Below are 24177 nucleotides of genomic sequence, written 5' to 3'. Positions count from 1 at the left end.
CGCTCGAAAACGGCGGCGGCTCTCGAGGCGCAGGCTCTAACCGTTTTCTAATTGGTGCAAAAGCACCATTGGGAGGAAATTGATGAAAAGACGCGACTTCTTCAAGAAGGCCGGCGCGGCGACTGCGGGTGCCGCGGCGGCTGCCACGACTCTGGCCGCTCCGGCCATTGCTCAGGGCAATATCAACTGGCGCATGGTCACCACCTGGCCCAAGAACTTCCCCGGCCTCGGCGTCGGCGCCCAGCGCCTTGCCGACCGCATCACCGCCGCTTCGGGCGGCCGACTGACCATCCAGGTCTATGCCGCCGGCGAAATGGTTCCGGGCCTGCAGGCGCTTGACGCCGTCATCGACGGCTCGGCCGAAATGAGCCACGGCGCTGCCTATTACTGGCAGAACAAGTCCATGGGTCTCTCCTTCTACACCGGCGTGCCCTATGGCATGACCAACCGCGAGCTGGCCGCCTGGGTGCGCCACATGGGCGGGCAGGAACTTTGGGACGAGATCTACGACCAGTTCGGCCTTCAGGGCTTCCTTTCGGGCGATACCGGCACCCAGGCGGGCGGCTGGTTCCGCAACGAATTGACCGGCGTTTCCGACGTGCAGGGCCTGCGCTTCCGCAGCCCCGGCCTTGGCGGGCAGGTGTGGGAGCGCCTCGGCGCATCGGTCACCAACCTCGCCGCCGGCGACATCTTCGCCGCGCTCCAGAACGGCACCCTCGATGCCGCCGAATTCGTCGGCCCCTATAACGATCTGGCGCTTGGCTTCTACCAGATCGCCAAGAACTACTACTTCCCCAGCTTCGTCGAGCCGGGTTTGGCCACCGAACTCGTGGTCGACAAGGCCAAGTACCAGGAGCTGCCCCAGGATCTGCAGGACATCATCCGCTTCGTCTGCCAAGCCGAATATGACGAAGTCGCCTCCGACTTCGCCGCCAACGACCCGCGCGCCCTCCAGACGCTCGTCAACGACCATGGCGTCGTCGTCCAGCAGTTCCCCGAGGAAATCCTCGAAGCCGGCGCCCAGGCGTCCATGGAACTGCTCGCCGAAATCCGCGAGGGCGGTGACGATCTCACCCGGCGCGTTGCCGAGAGCTTCGTTGCGGCCTTCAACGTCGTGCGCCAGAAGACAGACGGCACCGACACTCTGTTCCTGCGGGCCCGCGAGCAGTACATCTCCTTCGACTGATCGAAGGCACACATTAATACGAGAAGGCCGCGGATCACCTCCGCGGCCTTTTTGTTTCTGTCATCGACTCGGCTTATCCCTCGTATCAACGACGATAACGAGGCTTTCGGACATGTCCCAAGGCGCTATCGAAGGCTATGCATCCGCCGCCCCGGAACTGATCGACCGCTATGGCGATATCGATCCCGAGGCTCACCTGGCTCCCGTCCGGGCGTTTCTGCCGCCCATGCCCGCCACGATCATCGATGTCGGGGCAGGGATCGGCACCGAAGCACGTTGGCTTGACGCCCAGGGCCACAGCGTCGTCGCCGTCGAACCCGTCGCCGCCTTCCGCGAGGCAGCCGTCCGAATGCCCGGAAACGTCAAATGGCGCGACGACAGGCTGCCCGAGCTTCCGGCGGTGATGGCCGACGGCAGGACCTACGATCTCGTCCTCGCCCTGGCCATGCTCCAGCATCTCGCGCCGCCCGATCAGATCCGCTCGATCGATACGCTCTACCGCCTGGCCACGCCCGGCGGTCGCCTCATCCTCTCGCTGCGCCACGGCCCCGGACATCCTGACCGCAAGGTCCATGACATCGACGTGGACGCCATCCTCGACGCCGCCGCCTGCGCCGGCCTCGTCCTTCTCTCGCGCCAGGCCGCCGGTTCGCTGCAAAAGGCGAACCGGGCGGCCGGCGTTGTCTGGACCTGGCTGGTCTTCGATCGTTGAGCGCTTCCAGGATAAGTGGTCCCACTTATCCGGTTCGGAAGCGCGACCAGCAAAAGACTAATTGATCGACGGCAGCCAGGTAATGAGCTGCGGGAACACGAACAGCAGCGCTATCGCGATGATCTGCAGCACCACGAAGGGCAGGGCGCCCTTGTAGATCATCCCGGTCGACACCCGGCTCGGCGCCACCCCACGCAGGTAGAACAGCGAGAACCCGAAGGGCGGCGTCATGAAGCTCGTCTGCAGGTTCACGCCCACCATCACGCCCAGCCAGATCGGATCGACGCCCAGCGCCAAAAGAATCGGCGCCGTGATCGGGATGATGATGAAGATGATCTCGAACGTGTCGAGAATGAACCCGAGCACGAACATGATCAGCATCACGACGATCATCGCCCCGATGGCCCCGCCCGGCAGGTTGGCCAGGAATTCGTGCACGAGGTTGTCCCCGCCCATCACGCGGAAGACGATCGAAAACACCGAAGCGCCGAACAGGATGATGAAGATCATCGAGGTGATCGTCGCCGTCGCCATGGCGCATTCGCGGAACACGCGGAACGACAGCCTCCAGCGCAGCGCCGCGAGGATCGTGGCGCCCACCGCGCCCACCGAACCGGCCTCGGTCGGCGTCGCGATGCCGGTGAGGATCGAGCCCAGCACCAGAAGGATCAGCACCAGCGGCGGAACCAGCGCCACGATCACGTCCTTGACGATCCCCTTGCGCTCTTCGTCGGTCATCGGCGTTGCCGGGCAGCTCTCGGGCTGGGTGATCGCCTTGTAGATCATGTAGACGATGTAGAGCCCGACCAGCAGCAGCCCCGGAATGAACGCGCCGGCGAAGAGGTCGCCCACGGTCACGGGAACCGGCGCGAAATTGCCCAGCTCCATCTGCACCTGCGCGTTGATCGAGGAGAGCATGTCGCCCATGAAGATCAGGACCGTCGAGGGCGGAATGATCTGCCCCAGCGTGCCCGAGGCGCAGATCACGCCCGAGGCGAGCTTGGGGTCGTAATTGGCGCGCAGCATCGCCGGCAGCGAGATGAGCCCCATGGTGACCACGGTGGCGCCCACCACGCCCGTGGACGCCGCCAGCAGCGCGCCCACCACGATCACCGAAATGCCCAGGCCCCCGCGCAGGCGCCCGAACAGCTTGCCCATGGTGAGCAGCAATTGCTCGGCGATCTTGGATTTCTCCAGCATCACGCCCATGAAGATGAAGAGCGGAACGGCGACCAGCACTTCGTTGGTCATGTAGCCGATATAGCGGCCCATGAGGTTGCCCATGTTCGAGAAGTCGAACACGCCGAAGAAATAGCCTATCGCCCCGAAGATCAGCGACGTGCCGGCCAGCGTGAAGGCCACCGGAAAGCCCAGCAGCAGAAAGCCGATGACGCCGAAGAACAAAAGGCCCGAGAGAATCTCGCCGATGAGAACGCTAGACACTGGGCATTTCCTCCTCGGCTTCGACCGGATAGCGGTAGGCGGGGGGCAGCAGGTCTTCCTTGTCGGCCAGCACCAGGATGGCCCGCGCGATCATCGAGACGCCCTGCAGGGCGATCAGCACGGCAAAGACCAGGATGAAGGTCTTGAGCACGAACAGCCCCGGCATGCCGCCGATGTTCTGTGAGGCTTCGTAAAAGCTCCAGGAGCGCTGCACATAGGGCAGGCCCCAGGTCCACACCACGAACATGAAGGGAAACAGGAAGATCAGCACGCCCACGATATCGCAGATCGCCTTGGTGCGCGTCGATGCCGGGCGATAGAGGATATCCACCCGCACATGATCATCGCGCAACAGCGCAAATCCGGCCACCGCGGTAAACATCGCCCCGCTGAGCCAGACATAAAGGTCCTGCATCCAGAGAAAGGTCGTGTGAAACAGATAGCGCTGGACGACGACAACGAAACAGATGGCCACCACGCCGACGGCCAACCAAGAGAATACATTGCCGACCAGCCGGTTCAGGCCGCCTATGGCCTGCACCGCAAGTGCGAGCGCACGCATTAGCTCCTCCTCCCGGGGAAGAATGTGTTTTTATCGAGTGTATCGCTAGTGCGGCGATAGGCAAACTGCAACGTCCGCCGCAGGCTCATCGGATCAAAACCGCACATTTGCCCGTAAAAGTGGGTAGCACTTCCCCAATGCGTGCCCGACCCCTTCACCCTGCGCCCGCGTCTGCCCTCTTACCCTTCTCCCCTACTCCTGAGGCATGCTCCTGAGAAAAGCCAGAAAACCTTGCACTCGCCTCGGCCCCTTCACCTGCGCCTCGTGTTTGCCCCCGTTTACCCTTCTCCCCTTGAGGGAGAAGGTGCCCCGAAGGGCGGATGAGGGGTGCGCTGAGCTTCGACAATCCCCACGGTTGCCGCTGATATGCCGAGTGCCTTCTCTCACCAGGTGAAAAGGGCTCTTGTGTGAACCGAGGCTTCCATGAGCTCTGCGCCCCGTGTTTGCCCCGTTACCCTTCTCCCCTGGTGGGAGAAGGTGGCCGCGAAGCGGTCGGATGAGGGGGGCGCTGAGCCAGCCACAAGCACCTGAATCGGCCCCGACCGCCCCTACACCATCCCCCGGTGCCGCAGAAACGAGGCGACCGCCGTTGCCCCAAGAGCCCACGCCGCCCCCAGCGCCCATCCCGCCAGCACGTCGCTGGGGTAATGGACGCCGAGCATGACACGGCTGATGCCCACCAGCACAGTGAGGATTATGGCGACGCCATAAAAGAAGATCCTCACCCGCCACCGCCGCGACAGCCGCGCCAGCAACGCCCCGAGCGTCAGGTAGGTCACCGCCGACAGCATGGCATGGCCGCTGGGAAAACTCGCCGAAAGCGCTTCGGTGATCGCCGAATATTCGGGACGCGGCCGGTCGAAGAAATTCTTGAGGAACGTCGATAGGATGGATCCCCCGATCACCGATACCGCGACCAGCAGCGCAGCGTGCGCCTGCCGCGTCATGAGCAGGAAGATGACGACGCTCGCGACGATCAGCGCGAGCACCGAAACGCTCCCGAGCGCCGTGATGTCGCGCACCGCTTCACGGAACCAGAACGAGCCGATCATCTGGCTCGGATCGCCCGCCGCCCTGAACAGTTCAAGGATGGCGATGTCGAGGTCGTGCGTTTCGCCCTCCGTCACCTCGTCGGCAACCTGGATGAAGCCGAAGGCAAACGCGCTCGCAATTCCGATGGCGATCAGCACCGCATATTCGGTGACCACGAATTCCCGCACCCGGCGGATGTTGCCTTCCGAGATGTAGCGTTTGAAGATGTCGGATTTCATGCCGTCCCCGGCATCATGCGTTTGACGTCGTTGGCATCGGGCGGATCCATGCGCCGATAGAAGGCCTGCACGATGGCATAGGCTCCATAGGCGACCAACCCCGCCGCCATCAACCCGTAGAGCGCCGCACCGTAGGGCTGGCTGCGCAGCCAGTCCAGCGCATCGCGCAGCCCGCCCGCATTCTCGGGCGAAACGGTGATCGCGGCGAAAATGATAAGACCGCCGATGATGACGAAAAGCGCCCCGCGAGCGATGAGTCCATACTGGCAGACGGGATCGAGCACGGGCTTGAAGCGCGCCGGGATGGTTATGCGATCCTCATAGTCGCGTACCGCCCCGCGATAGACCTGGGCGATCCCCGCGCCGATGAAGACCGCTCCGATCGCGCCCACCATCCATTGTCCGAATGGCTGGCTCATGACCATGGCGATGATACTGGAGGAATCCGATCCGCCGCTGCCCCCGCCATTGAGCGCAAGTCCCGCAGCCGTTGCGGCCAGTACACCGTTGGCGACCGCGCTCGCCAGTTGACCGGCCCGAGTGAGGAGCCCCGTGGCATCGGTGCAGTTGTCGTCGGCATCGAGCAGCGATTGCGCGAGCCGCCACAGGACGTAGCCGGCAAGCCCGACGGCGATGGCGCCCAGTACCACCCGGCCCATGGGCGCCCCGAGCAGTCGCGAAAGCGCCCCCTCGGGGCTGTCCTCGCCCGAACCGCCGACCAGAACCGAGGAAAGGGCGAGCCCGCCGAGCAAAAGATAGACGATTCCCTTGGCGCCATATCCCGCCCGGGCCAACGTTTCGAATGTGTTGCTCGATCTGACCAAGGCCGTGCCCTCTTTGTTGCTGGGATCACAAGGCAGGAGCGGGGGTTTTGTTCCGTGAGCGGGTCGATGGGGGACGCCTTCCCCTGCCATGCACTCAGCTTGTCCGGGCCACCCAGTGCTGCGCCGCCCGCAGCACCTGGTTGCTTTACCCGTCCCGGCCCCTGAACCGCCGCTGATAGGCGGCGTCATAGAGCGCGCTATCGGAAAATCCTTCCGCCGCCAGCGTAGGCCCCACGAAAATGATTGCCGTACGCTCGATCGGGTCTGCCGCGATCTTGGCCGCGATGTCACCGAGCGTTCCGCGCACGATCCGCTCCTGTTCCCAACTTGCCCATGCGACGATGGCCACGGGGCAGTCGGCGCCATAGAGCGGGGTCAGCTCGGCGACGATGTCCTCGAGCGCGTGAATGGCCAGATGGATCGCCAGGGTGGCGCCGCTCGCGCCGAAATTGCCCAGCGTCTCGCGTTCAGGCATCGGCGAGGCGCGGCCCGATACGCGGGTGAGAACGAGGCTTTGGGCCAGCCCCGGTTTGGTCAGTTCCTGCCCAAGCGCTGCGGCGGCCGCCGCGAAAGCCGGCACGCCCGGTGTCAGCGAATAGGGTATTGAATGCTTTTCCAGCCGCCTGATCTGCTCGGCAACCGCGCTCCAGACCGAAAGATCGCCCGAATGCAGCCGAGCAACGTCCAGCCCCGCCGCATGCGCCGCGACGTATTCCGCCTCGATCTCATCGAGGGACAATGGCGCGGTATCCACAAGGCGCGCACCTTCGGGGCACCAGTTAAGCAACTCGGGCGGAACGATCGAACCGGCATAAAGGCATACGGGACAACGCGCCAGAAGGTCTCGCCCGCGCACGGTGATGAGGTCGGCCGCCCCCGGTCCGGCGCCGATGAAGTGGACGGTCATTTGTGCCACACCCATTGGGTGATCGGCATGGCCGGCCGCCAGCCGCTCATCGATCCCAGGGCCTCGGCGCGGGCGATCTGAATGCGGGTCAGCGAGCCGCCCGCCTGCCCATACAGAAGCGCCAGCAAGGCTTCCATCTCCAGCGTCACCGCATTGACCACCAGCCGTCCGCCCGGCTTGAGCGCTTCCATCGCCGCGTCGATCACCCCGTCATCGGTGCCGCCACCGCCCACGAAGATCGCATCGGGTGGGGGAAGCTTTTCCAGCACCTGCGGCGCCTTGCCTTGCTTGAGGACCAGTCCCGGCACGCCGAGCGCGGCGGCATTGCCCGCAATTCTCTTAAGCCGGGTCCCGTCCACCTCGACGGCGATGGCCGAGAGCGAAGGATCGGCCAGCATCCATTCGATGCCCACGGACCCCGAGCCGGCCCCGATGTCCCACAGCAGCTCGCCCCGTCGCGGCGCCAGCGCCGACAGCGTCAGCGCGCGGATTTCGCGCTTGGTGATCTGCCCGTCATGGTCGAACCATTCATCGGGCACGCCCGGCGTCATGGGCAACACCCTGGCGTCGGCCCCTGCAACGACATCGATCGCCACGATATTGAGCGGATCGATGCCGGTCATGTCGAACCCACTTGCCACGACCGTTTTCAGGCGCTCGTTGGGACCGCCCAGCGCCTCGAGCACCGTGAACGCGCTCGCCCCGAATCCGGCCTCCACGAGCAAGGCGGCAACCTCTCCCGGCCCCTTTTCATCCGAAGTCAGCGCCAGGACCTTGCGTCCATGATGCAGATGCGGCCGGATCAGCTCGATTGGCCGCCCGTGCAGCGAGAGCACCGTCACGTCCTGTAGCGCCCACCCCATCCGTGCCGCCGCAAGCGAGAACGAGGAGGGGGAGGTGACCACCTGCATCTCGCGCGCTGGAATACGCCGCGCCAGCGTCGCGCCGATCCCGAAATGGAACGGGTCGCCGCTGGCCAAAACGCACACCCGCTTGCGCCCTCGCAGCCGCGCCACCTCTTCCACCGACGTTTCGATGGGGGATTGCCAACGCCGTTGCTCGGCAAGGTTGAGCCGGCGCACCAGAGCGAGGTGCCGCGCGCCGCCGAACACCACCTCGGCATCGGCGATCAGCGATTTGGTGAGGTCGGTCAGTCCGTCCAGACCGTCCTCTCCGATGCCTACAATCGTCAGCCAGCGTTCAGTCATGTCGAACTTTCAGGCACCCGTCTCAACGCATACATTAAATTCCGCCTATCCGGGCGTTCAACACCACGAACATGCCGTGAGCCCACTATGATGGTTGAGGCCATATTCGCCTGTTCCGGGACGGCTTTTTCCAGGTTCGTGATGACGATCTCCTCGTCCTCCCGCCCCACCGCACGGCCGAAGATCACCGGAACCCCGGCGGGGAGAATTTCCCGTAAGATATTGAAAGCCTTACCCAATTGCCACGGTCGCGCCTTGGAGATCGGATTGTAGATCGCAATCGCAAATTCCGCCTCCGCCGCCAGCCGCAGCCGTTTTTCTATTAGATCCCAAGGCTTTAGGTTGTCCGACAGCGAAATCGTGCAAAAATCCGCCCCCAGCGGCGCCCCCACCTTCGCCGCCAGCGCCAGCATCGCCGTCACCCCCGGCACCACCCGAAGATCGACCGTTTTCCAATGCTCCGGCCCATGATCGATCGCCTCGCAAACCGCTGATGCCATTGCGAAAATTCCCGGATCGCCCCCGGAAACCACGGCCACGGTTTGCCCCTCCGCCGCCATCTCCAGCGCCGCTTTCGCCCTGTCGATTTCCTCGCGATTGTCCGAAGGAACCGCAATCTGATCGGCCCGCAAATCAAGCCGATCCACATAGGGTTTGTACCCGAAAAAGTGGCTGGCAGCCGAGATAGCTTCCATGGCCTCGGGCGTAATTTGTTTTTGATTTCCGGGCCCTAGCCCGACCACATAAAGCGTGCCCGTCATGGCCGATCCTTCCAGCCCGGAACCAGAACCTGCGAAAAATATGGGGCAGGGGAGTCGTCGCGCTCGGCAAGCGGTGTCACCACGGAATCCGCCATCGTCCCGCGCTCGACATAGATTGCGCGGTCGATTTTTCCCGCCGCCTCAAGCGCTTGGCGTATCTTGGGCAGATTGCGCCCGACCTTCATGATCACTGCGCTGTCGGTTTCCCCAAGGCGCCGCGCCAAGTCCGAAAGCTCAAGCGTTCCGGGCAAAACGGTGAAAACATCGTCCCCCTGCATCAGCGGCACCCCCGCCTGCGACCAGCAGCCGGACAACGAAGTTATCCCCGCAATGACCTCGGTGGGGTAATGTGGCGCCAGTCGCACGTGAATGTGCATATAGGAACCATAAAAAAACGGATCGCCTTCCGAAAGCACGGCAACGGTCCGTCCCTGATCGAGATGTTCGGCGATGTTTTTTGCCGATTCATCGAAAAACGCGCCGATCTGAGCTTTGTAGCCATCCTCCCGCCGATCCATTTCGGTAGTGACGGGATAGGGCAGAGGCAGCTCGATCGCCTTGTCAGGCCAATGAGCTGCCACGATCGAACGCGCATTGCCATTGCGCCCGCGCTTGAGAAAATGCGCGATCACATCGGCGGTTTCGATGGCTCTTAGGGCTTTTAGCGTCAAAAGCTCCGGGTCGCCGGGGCCGGTCCCGACCCCGATCAGGCGCCCGCTCATATCCCCGGCCTCGCCAGCGCATTGAGCGCCGCCGCCGTCATGGCGCTGCCCCCCAATCGGCCCTCGACAATGGCGAAGGGAACGCCATAGGAATTCTCGCTAAGCGCCTGTTTTGACTCAGCTGCGCCGACAAAACCCACCGGCATCCCAATGATGGCCGCAGGCTTGGGCGCGCCGTCGCGCAACAATTCGAGCAGATGAAACAATGCTGTAGGCGCATTGCCGATCGCCACCACGGAGCCTTCCAATCGCGGCAGCCAGATATGGATGGCGGCAGCCGAGCGGGTATTGCCATAGTCCTGCGCCAGATAAGGCGTCTCGGGATTGTTGATCTCGCAGATCACCTCGTTGTTGGCCGGCAGCCGCGAGCGGGTCACCCCGCGCGCCACCATTTCCGCATCGGTGAAGATCGGCATGCCACGCTGGATGGCCTTGCGCGTCGCGTCGACGAAACCGTCGGAAAACCGGAAGAATTCTGCCGCTTCAACCATCCCGCAGGCATGAATCATCCTGACCGCAATTTCGGCTTCCTCGGCTGAAAAGCGCGAAAGATCGGCCTCGGCCCGGATGGTGGCGAAGGACTGGCGGTAGATCTCCTGCCCGTCGCGGATATAGTCGTATTCGGTCATTGATGCCCCAGCCGGTCGAGAACCATGAGCGTCGTCTCGCCGGATCGGCGATTATCACGGATTCGCTCGGCCAAGGAAACGACGCCGGCTTCAATAGCGGCGGCGTCGAGCGTTGCAAGCGGTTTGGCACCCTCTGCGCGATAAAGCCTCAGTTCACCCTCATCCAGAACGAGACCCGGCCGCCCCGCATGCGGACATCCCTTGGCGCAGGTGGAAACGTGAAGGTGAAAAGAGCCATCCACTACATCCGTTCCGGTAGCATAGAGCGCCTTGGCCACCTCGGCCGCCTGAATAATTCCCCCTTCCGCACGCTCCGCCCCCGAGCAAAGGGAGAGCTGCGCCATCCCCACGTCCGGGCGGGTCAGATAGCCGAACGCAGCCAGCGCGGGGGCAAGATCGCGCAGCGCGCGGGCCGAAAACCCAAGAAGCACGAAGGTTCTCTCGGGGGCCGGATGCAGTTCGGAAACCCCGTACAATTGCATCGTGCGCGCGAGCTCTTCGACCTGCTCGGCCCGCACCTGCCCGAACGGCAGCCCGATCCGCAATCCCGGCGCGCCGGCGGCCAGGCTGAGAGGGCCGATCGTCATGCCCAGCGCGCGAGCGCCCGGCTCAGTCAGTGGACGGAGCTCGTTGAGAGTGCCGGCCATGGCCGCACGATCGAGGTGTTCTCCTCGCGCCTTCGGCCCCATTTCCTGCAGCGCCTCAAGGATCGCCTCAACCGCGCCGGGCACGCCATCTTCGCCCAGGATACCGAGCGAGGTGCTACCGACATCCAGCGCCCATCCATAGCTGCGCGCAACCAATCGGATGTCCGCCTTGAGACCGTCGAGCAACACCTGCCCGCCGCTGGCGAGAACGATCGACAGCTTGGGCGAGAGGGGGCCTTTGGCAAGTGCGGCATCGCATACGGCTCGGAGTTTTCGTGCCAACGATCTCGGGTCGGCGACTTCCTTGGGATCGTTCCCCGCTATGGGAGACGTTTCGATGGCGGGAGCTGGCTGGGCCACGATACCGGCCTGGTTCAAGGCCCTCCGGAAAGCGTCGGTCGAGGTGTCGGAGAGGCCTCGAAACTGGAGATTGCCTCTGGCGGTAACTTCGATCAGGCCATTGCCATAGGTCTTGGCCGCTTGCGCGAGCGCCGCCACTTGATCCGGTGTCAGCCCCGCTTCCGGCCGAAAGCGTGCCAAAAGGCCGTCCGCAACGTGCATTGGGTTGTCGAGCGTGGGGCACGCGCCGCGCGGGGCAGGGGGTGGTTCGGTGTTTGTCATGGCAGTCTCTTAGCAAGCGCCGCCACCGCGAGATAGCGATTACCTAACGGGCCTTGCGAAGAAGATATATATCCATGATCCACCCATGCCGGGCCCGCGCTGAATCCCGCAACTTTGAAATCTCATCCCTCACATCGGCCAACCGGCCTTGGATGAGAAGTTCCTCCTCCATTCCCACATAGGCCGCCCAATATATGTGGAGGTCCGCATCGAGGCTCTCATAACTTTTCCGCCCGTCGAGCATCACCACCACACTGTCGGCACCCTCCGGCCATCCGCGCGCCAGTTGCCGTCCAGTGGTGATCGTCACGGGATTGCCGATCGTGTTGAGCGGAATGCCGAACGCCGCGGTCAGTGCCTGAACTGCGGTGATACCGGGAATGACCCTGATCTCGAAATCGAGGTCGGCCTTCTCCCGAACCGCCGCGAGAATGCGCAGGGTGCTGTCGTAAAGCCCGGGATCGCCCCAAACCAGCAGCGCTCCGTTCGCATCCGCAGCGGCTTTGGCAAACATCTGTGCGTAGCTCTCGGCAATCAGATCGTGCCAATCGAGCACGCGCTGCGTGTAGTCTGCGGTTGCCTCGTTGCGCGGCGAAATGGGATATTCCACCAGCTCATAGGCTCGCGAGATGTAGCGGTCGCAAATCTGCGTCCGGATGTCCGCGAGCCGGGCCTTTTCCTCGCCCTTGGTGGGAATGAACACCATATCGGTCTGGTTGAGCGCGGAAATCCCCTGCATGGTTATGTGCTGGGGGTTGCCGGTGCCGATGCCGATGACGAAAAGCTTTTTCATGCCGCCCTTAGAGCAAAGGCTTTTCGCATCGTCACGAAAATTTTCCAAGCGGGGTCTTGTGTGTGACACCCCCAATCGTTAGATGGGGTGTCTTCCGCGTTTCATCCGGCGCGGATTTTTTTATGGCGGCAACGCCAAACGCATTGCTCTCGCCCCCAGTCTCGGGGACCAAGGAGGTTCGAACGCAAGAATTGACGCTACAGACACCCTATTATCTGCTCGACAAGTCGGTACTTCTCCGCAACCTGGAAAAAATATCGTATTTGCGTCAGGCATCGGGCGTCAAATGCGTTCTTGCGCTCAAGGCTTTCGCCACCTGGTCGGTCTTCGACATCATGGCGGAGCACATGGATGGCACGACCTCGTCTTCGCTTTATGAAGTGAAGCTCGGCCGCGAGAAATTCGGCGGCGAGACCCATGCCTATTCGGTGGCCTGGGCCGATCACGAGATCGATGCAGCGATCGAAAACTGCGACAAGATCATCTTCAACTCGGTCAACCAGCTCGAGCGCTACGGCGATAAGGCCGAGGCTCAGGGCAAGAAGATCGGTCTGCGCCTAAATCCGGGGATTTCGCATTCCCACTTTCTCCTCGCCGATCCGGCGCGCCCCTTTTCGCGCCTCGGGGAATGGGACATGGAGCGGGTGGAACCGGTGCTTGATCGCATCTCGGGCGTGATGTTCCACTTCAATTGCGAGAACGATGAATACGAAAGCCTCGATGCGCTGCTGAGCAAGATCGAGGCACGTTATGTCGACGTTCTCCATAAACTGGAATGGGTTAGCCTGGGCGGCGGAATCCGCTTCACAAGTGATAATTACCCGATCGAAAAGCTTGCGCAGCGCTTGAAGGAAATGAGCGAGCGCTACGGGATCCAGCTCTACCTGGAGCCCGGCGAGGCCTCGGTCACCAAGTCCACGACGCTTGAAGTGACGGTGCTCGACGTCGTCTATAACGGCAAGCATGTGGCTATCGTTGACAGCTCGACCGAGGCGCATATGCTCGATCTGCTGACATATAGCGAATATACCAGCGTGGCCCCCAATACCGGGCCGCACACGTATATTGTCTGCGGGAAAACCTGTCTTGCCGGAGACATTTTTGGAGAGTTCCAGTTCGAGACTGAGCTCAAGGCCGGGGACCGTATCTCCTTCCTCGATGCCGGCGGCTACACAATGGTCAAGAAGAACTGGTTCAACGGGGTCCAGATGCCGTCTATCGCGGTACGTCACCTGGACGGGCAGGTGGAACTCGTTCGCGAGTTCACGTTTGAGGACTACGCGCAGAGCCTGTCGTAAGCTTGGGGTGAGATCCCGAATTCGACAGGGTGCGTAGATTGGTTCAACCTCTGAAAAGGTGTTACGTGAAAATTGAAAAAGAACGTACTGATCATTGGTGCCGGAGGTGTGGCGCAGGTCGTCGCCCATAAGTGTGCAATGGCTAACGATGTGCTCGGCGATATCCATATCGCTTCGCGCACCCTAGCCAAGTGCCAGGATATCGTCTCGAGTCTTCTCGAGAAGAAGTCGCTCAAAAAACCCGGCATTATCGAGGCCCATCAGCTTGATGCCCTCGATATCGAAGCGACCAAGGCCCTGATCGCGAAGACGCGGTCTCAGATTGTCATCAACGTCGGTTCAGCTTTCATCAATATGTCGGTCCTCGAGGCCTGCATTGCGATGGGCGTGGCTTACATCGACACCGCCATCCACGAAGAGCCCAACAAGATTTGTGAGACGCCGCCTTGGTACGGCAATTACGAATGGAAGCGTCGTGAGCGGTGCGAGAAGGCCGGTGTGACCGCCATTCTGGGCGCCGGGTTCGATCCCGGCGTGGTCAATGCCTATGCGGCGCTAGCCGTGGAAGAGTACTTCGATACGGTCGACTCGATCGATATCATCGACATCAATGCCGGATCGCACGGCCGCTATTTCGCGACCAATTTCGACCCGGAGATCAACTTCCGCGAATTCACCGGCGTGGTCTATTCCTGGCAGAACAGCCAGTGGCAGACCAATAAGATGTTCGAGGTTTCGCGCACGGACGACCTTCCGGTCGTGGGTGAGTACACCTCGTACCTCTCCGGTCATGACGAGTTGCACTCGCTCTCGCGCAATCTCGATGTGCCCGACATCCGCTTCTGGATGGGGTTCGGCGAGCACTACATCAACGTCTTTACGGTCTTGAAAAATCTCGGCCTGCTCTCCGAGCAGCCGATCAAGACTGCCGAAGGCCTCGAAGTCGTGCCGCTCAAGGTGGTGAAGGCCGTGCTGCCCGATCCCTCTTCGCTCGCGCCCAACTACACCGGCAAGACCTGCATCGGTGATCTGGTCAAGGGCAAGAAGGACGGGGAAGACCGTGAGGTCTTCATCTACAACGTCGCCGATCACGAAGAAGCCTATGCCGAAGTGGGCAGCCAGGGCATTTCCTATACTGCCGGCGTGCCGCCGGTGGCCGCGGCGATCCTGGTCGCCAAAGGTGTCTGGGATGTGCACAAGATGGTCAATGTGGAAGAACTGCCCCCGCAGCCCTTCCTCGGCCTGCTCAACAAGATGGGCCTGCAGACCTCGATCCGCGACGAGAATGGCGAACGCGACCTCTCGTTCGAGGATTGGACGGCTCCGCTTCCCGCCGCAACGGGCCGGGTTGCCAGCAAGCGCTGACGATCTCTGCCACTAATATCGTGCCGCCCGCGCCAGAGATGGCGCGGGCGGTTTGTTTTGCGCTATGGGGAAGCAAGGGAGATGACGATGGACGACATCGAGAAACGCTCTGGCACGGTTCAAGCCGTGGATCGGGCGATGGCTATCCTCGAAGTGCTCGGGGACGACGAAGAGGGCTGTAGGCTGACCGACATCGCCCGGCGCACCGGACTTTCGGTGTCGACGGTCCATCGCCTGCTCACGACGCTCGAGCAACGCCGCTTCGTTCAGTTCGATCGCACCGATGGCATGTGGCATGTGGGACGCGGCGCATTCGCGGTGGGCTCGGCCTTCACACGCCAGCGCAATTTCGTCGCCCCGGCCTTGCCCATCCTGCGCCGCCTGCGCAATCAGACACGCGAAACCGCCAATCTGGGGGTCGTCGATGACGGCGAGGTTGTTGTGCTTACGCAGGTGGAAAGCCGCGAGATCATGCGCGCCATCACCCGCGTAGGGGGTAGGGCGCCGATGGTCAATTCTGGCATGGGCAAGGCGATCCTCGCATCTTACGCCGACGCGGATATCGACGCGCTCATCAACCGACAGGGGTTGCGGAAGGCGACCGGAAAATCGATCACCAGCACTGCCATACTCAGGGACGAGATCGCCGCTATCCGTGAAAAAGGGTTCGCCTTCGACGACGAGGAGTTCGTCACAGGGCTGCGCTGCGTCGCATCGGTCGTCTATGGCGCCCAGGCCGAACCGCTTTGCGCGATCTCCATATCGGGTTTGTCGGTTCGTGTGACCGACGATCGGGTGGAGGCGTTGGGAAAACTCATCGCCGAGGCAGCTCGTGAGCTGACGATGTCGCTCGGGGGCAGAGCCCCCGAGCGCTAGCCCTTATTCGCCCATCACGGCGCCTTCACGGCGCTTGTCGGCGGCGCCGACCAGTCCGTCATCGGTGATTTCGATGACGTGAAGGCCGGAATTGAGGTTGGTGATGTTGACCTCATGGCCAAGGGCTTCGAGGCCAGAGGCGAGATCTTCGGCGCCTTCGCCTTCCTCGATATTGGTGCGGCCGTTGAGATTGGTCACATGCGGCAGGTCGATGGCTTGCTGCGGATCCATGTCCCAATCGAGGATGGAGATCAACGATAGCGCCGTATAGTGGATAATCGCCGCCCCGCCGGGGCTACCGGTCAGCAGCACCGGCTCGTCGTTCTCGAACACGATTGTAGGCGCCATGGACGAGCGCGGGCGCTTCCCAGGCTCGACCCGGTTGGCCACCGGCATGCCATCGGCTTCCGGAGCGAAGGAGAAGTCGGTGAGTTCATTGTTGAGCAGGAACCCGCGCGCCATCACCCGGCTGCCGAAGCCGCTTTCGATGGTGGTGGTCGCGGAAATCGCATTGCCCGCACTATCGATGATAACGAAGTGCGACGTGCCGGCGCGAGGTCGCTCGATGTCTGGAGCCAATAGCGCCTCGTCCCAGCCCGGAGGAGTGCCGGCAGCGGCTGTTCCCATCGAGGTTTCGGGATCGATCAGCGCCGAGCGCTCCTGGAGATAGGCGTCATCGAGATAACCGGTAGGGATATCGACGAAATCGCTATCAGCCAAATACATGCCGCGATCGGCAAAGGCGAGACGCGACGCCTCGGCGAACAGGTGCCGGAACTCGACGCCGTCTTCCATCGAGGCGAGATCGAAAGGTTCGAGTAGGCCCAGGATTTGGCCGACAGTGTAGGCGCCTGAAGACGGCGGCCCCATGCCGCAGACTTCATAACCGCGATAGTCCATGCACACCGGATCGCGCTTGACCACCTCATAGGCTGCAAAATCCTCCATAGTGAGGATGCCTGGATTGATATTGGTGTTGAGCGCCGCAACGATATCTTCGGCAATCTCGCCGGTGTAAAAGGGCGCAGCGCCCTGCTCGGCAAAGAGCTGCAGCGTTTCGGCGTATTCGGGATTTGACAGTGTGGAGCCCTCGGCAATCGGCTCGCCGCCCGGAAGGAAGTATTCCGCGGTTTGCACGAAGGTATCGAGACCTTCCGCGTCCGCCACTGAATCTGCGAGGCGCTGGGTGACCGTGAAGCCCTCTTCAGCGGTATCAATGGCAGGCTGGAGCAGTTCGGCCCATTCCATGGTCCCATGATCGCCATGGAGCACTTCGAGCAGCATCGGCGTTCCCGGCACGCCAGCCGAGCGGCCGCCCACCACGGCTTGCATGAACTCGAGCGGTTCGCCGTTCTCGTCGAGCCAATAGGTTTCATCGGCGGCGAGCGGCGCCTTTTCACGCGCGTCATAGGTGGTGAGCTCGCCAGTTTCGGCGTCCCAATAGAGCAGGAACGCTCCGCCGCCCAGGCCTGAGCTTTGCGGTTCGACCAGGCCCAGCATGGTCTGTACCGCGACCGCGGCGTCCGCCGCAGTGCCGCCGGCGGCCAGGACGTCATAGCCGGCCTGAGTGGCCAGCGGATGTGCCGCGGCGACCATGAAGTCGTCGGTGGTCACCGACTCGCGCTCGGCGATGGCGGTGGTCTGCTCGGGTTGGGGTGGTGGATCTTGTGCGAGAGCTGCCGTAGAAGCCAGGAGTGCGGCCGAGATCAACAGCCCGCCGCTGCGTGCCAATTGCATGTTCCTCATCCTTTGATCGTTCTCATTGCGCCGGTGCATACCAGCTCGATAAGTGAAGGCTTATCGAGCTTGCTGTGCAAGCCTTTATTGCTCTGTCATGCGCCGGTGGCATGCATGCCATGACCACCTCCATCTTGACTTTAGGCGTTAAGAGGCAGATTCAACACGGCCCTATTCGCGGCCGTCTCGGCCGTCGCGCCAATTTTTTGAAGAGTTATCACCATGTCACCGACCGATGTGAACGGCGCGACTGCGCCCTCGACGCCATTGAGCGACAGCGAAACCTCGGCCCGTAACAGGCTGGTCATCGCGCTTCTGCTGGTTTCGGCCTTCGTCGTGATTCTCAACGAGACCATCATGAGCGTGGCCATTCCGCACCTGATGGAAGATCTCGGCGTCACGGCCAGTGCCGCGCAATGGCTCACTTCGGCGTTCATGCTGACCATGGCCGTTGTTATCCCGATCACCGGCTATCTGCTGCAGCGGCTCAACACTCGACCCGTCTTCATCCTCGCTATGACCCTTTTCAGCGCGGGCACCTTGCATTCCGGTATTGCACCGGGCTTCGAGGTGCTGCTGGTCGGCCGCATCGTGCAGGCCTGCGGCACCGCAATCATGATGCCGTTGCTCATGACCACGGTGATGAATCTCGTTGCGCCGGAATCGCGCGGGCGCACCATGGGCAACATCTCCATCGTCATCTCGGTAGCGCCGGCCCTCGGTCCCACCATTGGCGGGTTCATTCTCGAGCATCTCGAATGGCGGTGGATGTTCTATCTGGTGCTTCCGATCGCCGTCGCTTCGCTGGCGCTCGGCGCTGCCAAGATCCAGAACGTTTCGACGCCGACCAAGGCGCCGCTCGACGTGCTCTCGGTCATTTTGTCGGCCCTGGGCTTTGGCGGGCTGGTCTATGGTCTCTCCAGCCTGGGTGGCGATGCGTCGCACGGGGCTGGGCCGTCGATATTCCCGGCCTGGCTGCCCGTTCTTGTGGGAATCGTCGGTCTGGGGCTATTCGTTGCCCGCCAGTTCTCGCTGCAAAAGCGTGATGCGGCACTTCTCGACTTGCGCACCTTCGCCACTCCGGTTTTTACCGTCAGCGTGGTGATGATGGCGATCTCGATGATGGCGATGTTTGGTTCGCTGATCCTTTTGCCCATCTATATGCAGAACGTGCTTGGACTCGACGCCTCCCAGACAGGACTTTTGCTTCTGCCAGGTGGTCTCGTGATGGGTTTGATGGCCCCGTTCGTCGGGCGGCTGTTCGACCGGTTTGGGCCTACGGTCCTCATCGTGCCGGGAACGATCCTAGTGAGCGTGGTGCTCTGGACGCTGACGACGGTTAACCAGTCGACATCGGTGATGTTCATCCTGGCCCTGCATGTGACGCTCAGCGTGGGCTTGGCTCTCATGTTCACGCCGCTCTTCACCTCGAGCCTGGGTTCGTTGCCGCGCCACCTCTACTCCCACGGCAGCGCTGTGATCGGAACAGTGCAGCAGGTGGCCGGGGCGGCGGGCATCGCAGTCTTCGTGTCGCTGATGACGCTTCGTGCGACCGACCTCATCGACAGCGGCGTCGAGGTGGTTCCGGCCACCTCACAGGGCATTCAGCTCGCCTTCCTGTGCGGCGCGATCATCTCGCTTTTTGCCATCGTTGCTGCATTCTTCATCCGTCGTCCGCCCAGCCCGCCCGTGGGTGAGCCGGCCTTCGGACACTGATCCCAAGGCGCTGCTGATCGTCGCATCGGCAGCGCTTGGAAATCTGGTATAGCTGCAACCGAACCGGCCTCCTCGCGTTTGCGTGAGGGCTATCGACTTTGGCAAACTTCTGCGGGAGCAGGTACATTGAAGCACGTTGGCGCGCTTGTCGGCATCACCGTTCTGGTGTTCGGCACGACCTATCTTTTCACATCCGATTGGCCTCTGGGTGGGGCGACGGAAGAAACCGCAGCGGTCAGTGAGGCGCCGGCCAGCCAGGAAGTGGCGGAAACCGAACCCGCGGAAGCCGCACCAGCCGAGCCCGCTCCGGTCGATGAAACATTGCTTGCCGAGGGACAGTCGCTTTACGTCCAATGCCAAGCCTGCCATGGTCCCGAGGGGCAGGGCAGCGTGGGGCCTGCTTTTGTAGGCGATTCCAATATCCAGGACGTCGCGTATGCCGTTCAAACCATCGTTCATGGCCGCGGTGCCATGCCGGCGTTCGGCGAGCGGTTCGACGATACCGAGATCGCTTCGGTCGCGACGTTCATCCGCAATAGCTGGGGCAATGAATTCGGCGGCGTGACGCCGGAAGACGTCGCTGCCGCACGCGAAGCCGGCCCGGCCGAATAAGCTCAAAAAAATCCGTCGCGCATTGGAGCGAAACGCCGATCAATCGACTCGCTCCAAGCGCGGCGGCTCAGTGCTGGGGCGTCTCAACGTCCTTCGGCGCGGTGGCTGGGTAGGGGCGATCCTGGTGCTCGGGATTGCGGAGGCCTTCGATGTAGCCGGCGCTCAAGATCACGGCGATCATAACGACAAAAATCCCCAACGCGATGACGAGGGAAACGAGCAGCAGAGTCATGTAATTTCCTTTCAAGCTTCCAGAAACGAACGATAACGGCTTACGCGAGTTCCTCAACGAGTAATCGTGTTCCTGGGCCAGGATGGAGGAGAGGGCGCCGTGAATACTGCCAATCTGCAACTTGAAGGACTTTATCTCGTTATTGCCTCTCTCACCGAGGCGTTGGTTTCCAAGGGAGTGCTGAGCCGCGAGGAGGTGGACGAGGCACTCAAAAGAGCCGAGCAGGGGGCGATCAACGACGAGCGTTCGGTCGAGGATTTGAGCCCGGCCAATCGTGATGCCGTAGCTTTTGCGGCGCGGCTCTTGCAGGTCGCCAATGCCGAGGCCGCCGACCGGCGCGGACTCTCATTCCACCGGCTGGCCAAGCGTGTGGGGGAAACCAAGCCGCCCTACAATGATCAGATGTAAGGGCGAGGAGCTATGGCCAGCACCGCCGACAATCTGCTTGCCAGCGCGCGGCAGGAAATCATCCTCGTTCCCGCGGTTCTGGCCGGAATCGCGGCTTTTGCGTTCGAACACCAGATCTTAGGGGGCGGACCGACCGGTTCGCTTGTCGGTGCGGCTGTTCTCATCGCCGCAATTATTGCGGTCTCAGTGCGGGTGGCCCATCACGCCGAGGTGCTGGCCGCCAAGGTGGGAGATCCCTATGGCTCGATGATCCTTACGATCTCGGCCGTCCTTGTCGAGGTGATCATCCTTACCATCCTCATGACATCGAGTTCGTCGCCGACTCTGGCGCGCGATACGATCTTTTCGGCGGTGATGCTCGACATCAACGGCATTCTGGGGCTGGCGGCGCTTTTGGGCGGATGGAAGTTCGGCGAACAGCCCTACAATGACGATTCAGGCAAAACCTATGGCGTGATGATCTTGACGGCGATGGGGATTTCGATGGTGATCCCCGAATTCGTGCCGGCGGATAAATGGCATTACTACTCGATTTTCACGATCTGCGCGATGGTTACGCTCTACTGGGTGTTCCTACGCAACCAGATCGGTGCCCACAGCTATTTCTTCAACTACAGCTATCCCGAGAAAAAGCGCCGGGGCGATCATGCCCTGGCCGACCAGCCGTTCGGCACCTCGGTGGCGTTTCTGGTGCTGGGGATCGTCATCATCGGCTTTCTGGCCGAGGTGATGTCGCAATTTCTCACCGGAGGGCTCGAAGCGGTCGGAGCGCCGCTGGCCCTTGCCGCGCTGGTGGTCGCCACGATGTCGGCGGCGCCGGAAATCCTCACCGCCCTGCGTGCTGCGCTGGCCAACCGCATGCAGGTGGTGATCAATATCGCGCTCGGCGCATCGCTTTCGACGGTGATCCTTACAGTGCCGGTTATCGAGGGCATCGCGCTCTTTACCGGCCAGCCGATCATCATGGCGATGACGCCGGTTCAGACCATGATGGTGTTCATCACCCTGATCGTCGCGGCCATCAACCTCAATGATGGGGAGACCAATGCCATCGAGGGCATGACCCATTTCGTGCTGTTCGCCACGTTCCTGGCACTTTCGTTCCTGGGGATCACCGGCGGATAAAGCACCTGAAGATATTGGCGATCTGATGCACGGAGCATCAGATCGCCTTGATGAAGATCAGTTATTCTCCGTCAGCCATGTCGGCGGCGAGATCGATCATGACCTGGGCTGAATCGGCGTTGTTGGTTTCGGCCATGGCGAAATGGCCGGTGCCTGGAGCGCCGAGTTCACCGAAATCGACGAGAGTGGCATCGATCCCAGCTTGCTGCATGGCTGCAAGTTGGCAGGGGAGGCGTTCGGCCAAAAAGCTCTCCGGCGCCCCGATCAGGACCACTGGGATGTCGGCGAAATTGGTGAGGGTGCTGACGGAATCATCCGCCTGAACGTCACAGCCATCGCCGTTTTGCACAGGCTCGAAGCCGTCGGCCAGCGCGGGTTCGAAGGTGAGGCCTTCGGCGATGCTGAGCATATCCGAGCCGCTGGCCTCGAACGCGATGATGCCAGCGACGTTATCCGGCTGCATGTCGGCAGCCCAGAAGCCGCTGACCCCGCCCGCCGAATGTAGAAGCAGGACGGCCGGGCCAACTTGCTCAAGCAGTTCGGCAATGCCTTGGGCGGCCACTTCATTGCCTGCGTAAGGCGTGGTTGAGGAAGCGACGATCCAGTTGAGGATGCTTTCGCTTTCCGCGCTTACCTCGCCCTCGGGCCAGTTGCTGGCAGCGGCGAGGCGCGCGATAAGCCCGCTGGGAACGGCGGTTAGATTGCCTTCGCCATATTCCGGGGATGCCGGGGAACGGCCGTAGCCGGGGCGATCGACGATGTAGAGATCGAAGCCGGCATTGAGGAAATAATCGCGCCAGCCGTCACGGCCATCGGGCGTGAAATACCAGTCGGAAGCCTGCCCGCCACCGCCGTGAACGAGGATGAGCGGCAGCTCGTGCTGCGATTCCTCGGGCAGGTAGAACTCGACGTGCATCTGGTTTTTGACGAACACATTGCCTTCGGCATCAGGCTCGGAATACTCGGCGCCGACATAGAAATTTCCCATGTCTCGCAAATGGATAGGTCCGGCCTCCCCTCCGGTCGAGGTTGCCTCCTGAGCGATGGCGCCGGCGGCGGTCGTCGCCATCAGGGCGCCGGCCAGGGCGGCCGTGAATTTGCGGATCATATGTTTCTCCTCCTTGGATGGGCGATCGCAATCGCCGGGCAAATCCAATCGCAGCGGGGATTTTATTGCCTGCACGATCCGCCCATCCTCCTGCACAATGCCGCTCGGGATGGACCCGCATATCGTCAATGCACATCGAGAGAAGGATGCGAACGAAAATCACAGTGGGAACGTTGATCAAGTCCTCTGAAAAGGAACCGCCAATGCCTCAAACGTTCATCGATACAAAACGGCAAGTGCTGACCGTCATCGTGGTCGTGATGGTCGATCCTCTCCGGCAGGACGATTTCCTTAAGCGGCTGGAGAAGATGATCGGAACCTTCACGCGTCACCAGCCAGGATTCGTGTCGAGCGCCGTCCACGCCTCGGAAGATGGGGGGATGGTGATCAATTATTCCCAGTGGAGCGACCGCGCGAGCTTTCACGCATTCCGCGACCATCCCGAGGGGGAGCGGCATATCGCGGAGCTGCAGCAAATCTGCGACAGCATGGACGCGCGCGTCATGCCGCCGCGTTTCATTTTCTAGGCCTGGGTTTGCGCGCGCCGATAGGCAGCGGGCGTTGTGCCGCTGAGGCGCCGGAAATGGCGGGTGAGATGTTCCTGGCTGGCGAAACCGCATTCAAGCGCGATATGGGCGATGGGCAGGCTGGTCGCCGCGAGCAAGAGCTGTGCCCGTTCGACGCGGAGGCCCAGGAGATAGCGGTGGGGTGACGCCCTCAGGTGCGTTTTGAACAGTCGGCCCAAATGGGAGGCGCTGCACCGCACATGGTTGCCAACGTCGTTGAGGGTGATCGACCGGTCCAGATTGCCGATCATGTATTCCACCGCCCGCGTAACCATGGTGCTCGAGGTCTGATCAGCGTTGGACAAGAGCCGCTGCTGTTCACCATGCGCTTCGGCGTGGCTGCGCGCGAGATGACACAGGATGACGCTCGCCAGGCTGTCGAGCAATCCCGAGGCTGCGCCCATGGGAAGATCGAGAACGTCCTGGGCCATGTCGAGCAGCCCGCCCAGCACCGCATCCGAGGCGATCATCATGGGGCGGCTGAGATCGGGCCGACGATCGTGCGAGCGTGCAACGGCGGTTCCCTGAGGCAGGGCGAGCGCGGCATAGAGATTGGTGGCGCGATGGGCACAGCGCAGCCTGAAAGCGGCGTTGGGCGGAACGACCAGCACGCCGCCTTCGGGCAGCGAGCGGGTATAGACCCGGTCGGAGTAATAGACGTCGGCGGTCATTTCGCCGCCCATGTGGCGGATGATGATAAGATCGGAAGCCGCGCCGAACGAAGCGGCGAACGGTCCTTCCCGACGGATTTCCATATCCATGCTGCGCCGGCCGCTGTTTACGGGCGGCGAGCCGGTAAGGGAGGTGCAGGGGTCGGTCACCCGCGCCATGTGCATCTGCATCGATCG

Annotated in this window: 25 protein-coding genes; 10 read left to right on the top strand and 15 right to left on the bottom strand. The window is 62.1% G+C overall.

All coding sequences use genetic code 11. The features are described 5' to 3' along the window. Positions 1-82 precede the first annotated feature (82 nt). Positions 83-1186, top strand: a complete 1104-nt coding sequence (locus tag NO934_RS02085) for a TRAP transporter substrate-binding protein (protein WP_309161943.1) — start codon at positions 83-85, stop codon at positions 1184-1186. A 112-nt stretch (positions 1187-1298) separates the two neighbouring features. Further along, positions 1299-1898, top strand: a complete 600-nt coding sequence (locus NO934_RS02080; protein WP_309161942.1) for a class I SAM-dependent methyltransferase — start codon at positions 1299-1301, stop codon at positions 1896-1898. Positions 1899-1955: 57 nt separating this feature from the next. Here NO934_RS02080 and NO934_RS02075 read toward each other — a convergent pair whose 3' ends face one another. The 11 genes from NO934_RS02075 to cobF all read right to left on the bottom strand — a co-directional run bounded on the left by NO934_RS02075 (position 1956) and on the right by cobF (position 12286). Next, positions 1956-3341, bottom strand: coding sequence for a TRAP transporter large permease subunit (locus NO934_RS02075; RefSeq protein ID WP_309161940.1), 1386 nt, complete (start codon positions 3339-3341; stop codon positions 1956-1958). Continuing rightward, positions 3334-3903, bottom strand: coding sequence for a TRAP transporter small permease subunit (locus tag NO934_RS02070; protein WP_309161939.1), 570 nt, complete (start codon positions 3901-3903; stop codon positions 3334-3336). Before NO934_RS02070 ends, NO934_RS02075 begins: the two co-directional genes overlap by 8 nt. 548 nt (positions 3904-4451) lie before the next feature. Then, a complete protein-coding gene (locus tag NO934_RS02065) occupies positions 4452-5174 on the bottom strand; it encodes a phosphatase PAP2 family protein (RefSeq protein WP_309161938.1) in 723 nt (240 codons plus the stop codon). Beyond that, positions 5171-5998, bottom strand: coding sequence for a DUF1206 domain-containing protein (locus NO934_RS02060; protein ID WP_309161937.1), 828 nt, complete (start codon positions 5996-5998; stop codon positions 5171-5173). Before NO934_RS02060 ends, NO934_RS02065 begins: the two co-directional genes overlap by 4 nt. Before the next feature lie 145 nt (positions 5999-6143). Further along, positions 6144-6905 (bottom strand): precorrin-4 C(11)-methyltransferase, encoded by a 762-nt coding sequence (gene cobM, locus NO934_RS02055; protein ID WP_309161936.1) that lies wholly within the window; start codon positions 6903-6905, stop codon positions 6144-6146. Then, the gene (gene cbiE / locus NO934_RS02050; protein WP_309161935.1) at positions 6902-8113 is read right to left on the bottom strand and encodes a precorrin-6y C5,15-methyltransferase (decarboxylating) subunit CbiE; all 1212 of its coding nucleotides are present in this window, start codon (positions 8111-8113) and stop codon (positions 6902-6904) included. The genes cobM and cbiE overlap by 4 nt, the downstream gene beginning before the upstream one ends. Further along, the gene (locus NO934_RS02045) at positions 8110-8874 is read right to left on the bottom strand and encodes a precorrin-3B C(17)-methyltransferase (protein WP_309161934.1); all 765 of its coding nucleotides are present in this window, start codon (positions 8872-8874) and stop codon (positions 8110-8112) included. Before NO934_RS02045 ends, cbiE begins: the two co-directional genes overlap by 4 nt. Next, complete coding sequence (locus tag NO934_RS02040) at positions 8871-9596, bottom strand: precorrin-2 C(20)-methyltransferase (RefSeq protein WP_309161932.1); 726 nt, start codon at positions 9594-9596, stop codon at positions 8871-8873. Before NO934_RS02040 ends, NO934_RS02045 begins: the two co-directional genes overlap by 4 nt. Beyond that, complete coding sequence (locus NO934_RS02035; RefSeq protein WP_309161931.1) at positions 9593-10225, bottom strand: precorrin-8X methylmutase; 633 nt, start codon at positions 10223-10225, stop codon at positions 9593-9595. The genes NO934_RS02040 and NO934_RS02035 overlap by 4 nt, the downstream gene beginning before the upstream one ends. Continuing rightward, positions 10222-11493, bottom strand: coding sequence for a hypothetical protein (locus tag NO934_RS02030; protein ID WP_309161930.1), 1272 nt, complete (start codon positions 11491-11493; stop codon positions 10222-10224). Before NO934_RS02030 ends, NO934_RS02035 begins: the two co-directional genes overlap by 4 nt. 43 nt (positions 11494-11536) lie before the next feature. After that, the gene (cobF, locus tag NO934_RS02025; protein WP_309161928.1) at positions 11537-12286 is read right to left on the bottom strand and encodes a precorrin-6A synthase (deacetylating); all 750 of its coding nucleotides are present in this window, start codon (positions 12284-12286) and stop codon (positions 11537-11539) included. 191 nt (positions 12287-12477) lie between these two features. On the opposite strand from cobF, the gene NO934_RS02020 reads away from it, so the two are divergent. The 3 genes from NO934_RS02020 (at position 12478) to NO934_RS02010 (ending at position 15825) form a co-directional block, all read left to right on the top strand. Further along, the gene (locus NO934_RS02020; RefSeq protein ID WP_309161926.1) at positions 12478-13584 is read left to right on the top strand and encodes a carboxynorspermidine decarboxylase; all 1107 of its coding nucleotides are present in this window, start codon (positions 12478-12480) and stop codon (positions 13582-13584) included. 72 nt (positions 13585-13656) lie between these two features. Continuing rightward, a complete protein-coding gene (locus tag NO934_RS02015) occupies positions 13657-14949 on the top strand; it encodes a saccharopine dehydrogenase family protein (RefSeq protein ID WP_309161924.1) in 1293 nt (430 codons plus the stop codon). Positions 14950-15036: 87 nt separating this feature from the next. Continuing rightward, the gene (locus NO934_RS02010) at positions 15037-15825 is read left to right on the top strand and encodes an IclR family transcriptional regulator C-terminal domain-containing protein (RefSeq protein WP_309161923.1); all 789 of its coding nucleotides are present in this window, start codon (positions 15037-15039) and stop codon (positions 15823-15825) included. A gap of 3 nt (positions 15826-15828) precedes the next feature. Here NO934_RS02010 and ggt read toward each other — a convergent pair whose 3' ends face one another. Beyond that, the gene (ggt, locus tag NO934_RS02005) at positions 15829-17562 is read right to left on the bottom strand and encodes a gamma-glutamyltransferase (protein ID WP_309161921.1); all 1734 of its coding nucleotides are present in this window, start codon (positions 17560-17562) and stop codon (positions 15829-15831) included. Positions 17563-17784: 222 nt separating this feature from the next. Here ggt and NO934_RS02000 point away from each other — a divergent pair, with 222 nt between their 5' ends. Both NO934_RS02000 and NO934_RS01995 read left to right on the top strand, forming a co-directional pair. Further along, complete coding sequence (locus NO934_RS02000; protein WP_309161920.1) at positions 17785-19278, top strand: MDR family MFS transporter; 1494 nt, start codon at positions 17785-17787, stop codon at positions 19276-19278. 126 nt (positions 19279-19404) lie between these two features. Beyond that, positions 19405-19890, top strand: a complete 486-nt coding sequence (locus NO934_RS01995; protein WP_309161919.1) for a cytochrome c — start codon at positions 19405-19407, stop codon at positions 19888-19890. 67 nt (positions 19891-19957) lie between these two features. On the opposite strand, the gene NO934_RS01990 is transcribed toward NO934_RS01995, so the two are convergent. Further along, positions 19958-20122, bottom strand: a complete 165-nt coding sequence (locus tag NO934_RS01990; RefSeq protein WP_309161918.1) for a hypothetical protein — start codon at positions 20120-20122, stop codon at positions 19958-19960. A gap of 99 nt (positions 20123-20221) precedes the next feature. On the opposite strand from NO934_RS01990, the gene NO934_RS01985 reads away from it, so the two are divergent. Further along, positions 20222-20530 carry a hypothetical protein gene (locus tag NO934_RS01985; protein WP_309161917.1) on the top strand — a complete coding sequence of 103 codons (309 nt, stop codon included), beginning with the start codon at positions 20222-20224 and terminating at the stop codon, positions 20528-20530. A 33-nt stretch (positions 20531-20563) separates the two neighbouring features. Further along, positions 20564-21655: a calcium:proton antiporter gene (locus tag NO934_RS01980; RefSeq protein WP_309163633.1), complete on the top strand. Its 1092-nt coding sequence runs from the start codon at positions 20564-20566 to the stop codon at positions 21653-21655. A gap of 61 nt (positions 21656-21716) precedes the next feature. Here NO934_RS01980 and NO934_RS01975 read toward each other — a convergent pair whose 3' ends face one another. Continuing rightward, positions 21717-22763, bottom strand: a complete 1047-nt coding sequence (locus NO934_RS01975) for an alpha/beta fold hydrolase (RefSeq protein WP_309161915.1) — start codon at positions 22761-22763, stop codon at positions 21717-21719. A gap of 203 nt (positions 22764-22966) precedes the next feature. Here NO934_RS01975 and NO934_RS01970 point away from each other — a divergent pair, with 203 nt between their 5' ends. Beyond that, on the top strand, positions 22967-23290 hold the full coding sequence (locus NO934_RS01970; RefSeq protein ID WP_309161913.1) for an antibiotic biosynthesis monooxygenase family protein: 324 nt from the start codon (positions 22967-22969) through the stop codon (positions 23288-23290). Here NO934_RS01970 and NO934_RS01965 read toward each other — a convergent pair. Next, complete coding sequence (locus tag NO934_RS01965) at positions 23287-24171, bottom strand: AraC family transcriptional regulator (protein ID WP_309161912.1); 885 nt, start codon at positions 24169-24171, stop codon at positions 23287-23289. The genes NO934_RS01970 and NO934_RS01965 overlap by 4 nt on opposite strands. Positions 24172-24177: the final 6 nt, after the last annotated feature.

The organism is Pelagibacterium sp. H642, assembly GCF_031202855.1.
Classification (GTDB): Bacteria; Pseudomonadota; Alphaproteobacteria; order Rhizobiales; family Devosiaceae; genus Pelagibacterium.
Note: the sequence above shows the minus strand (reverse complement) of the source record. Positions and strands in the feature narration are given on the sequence as shown.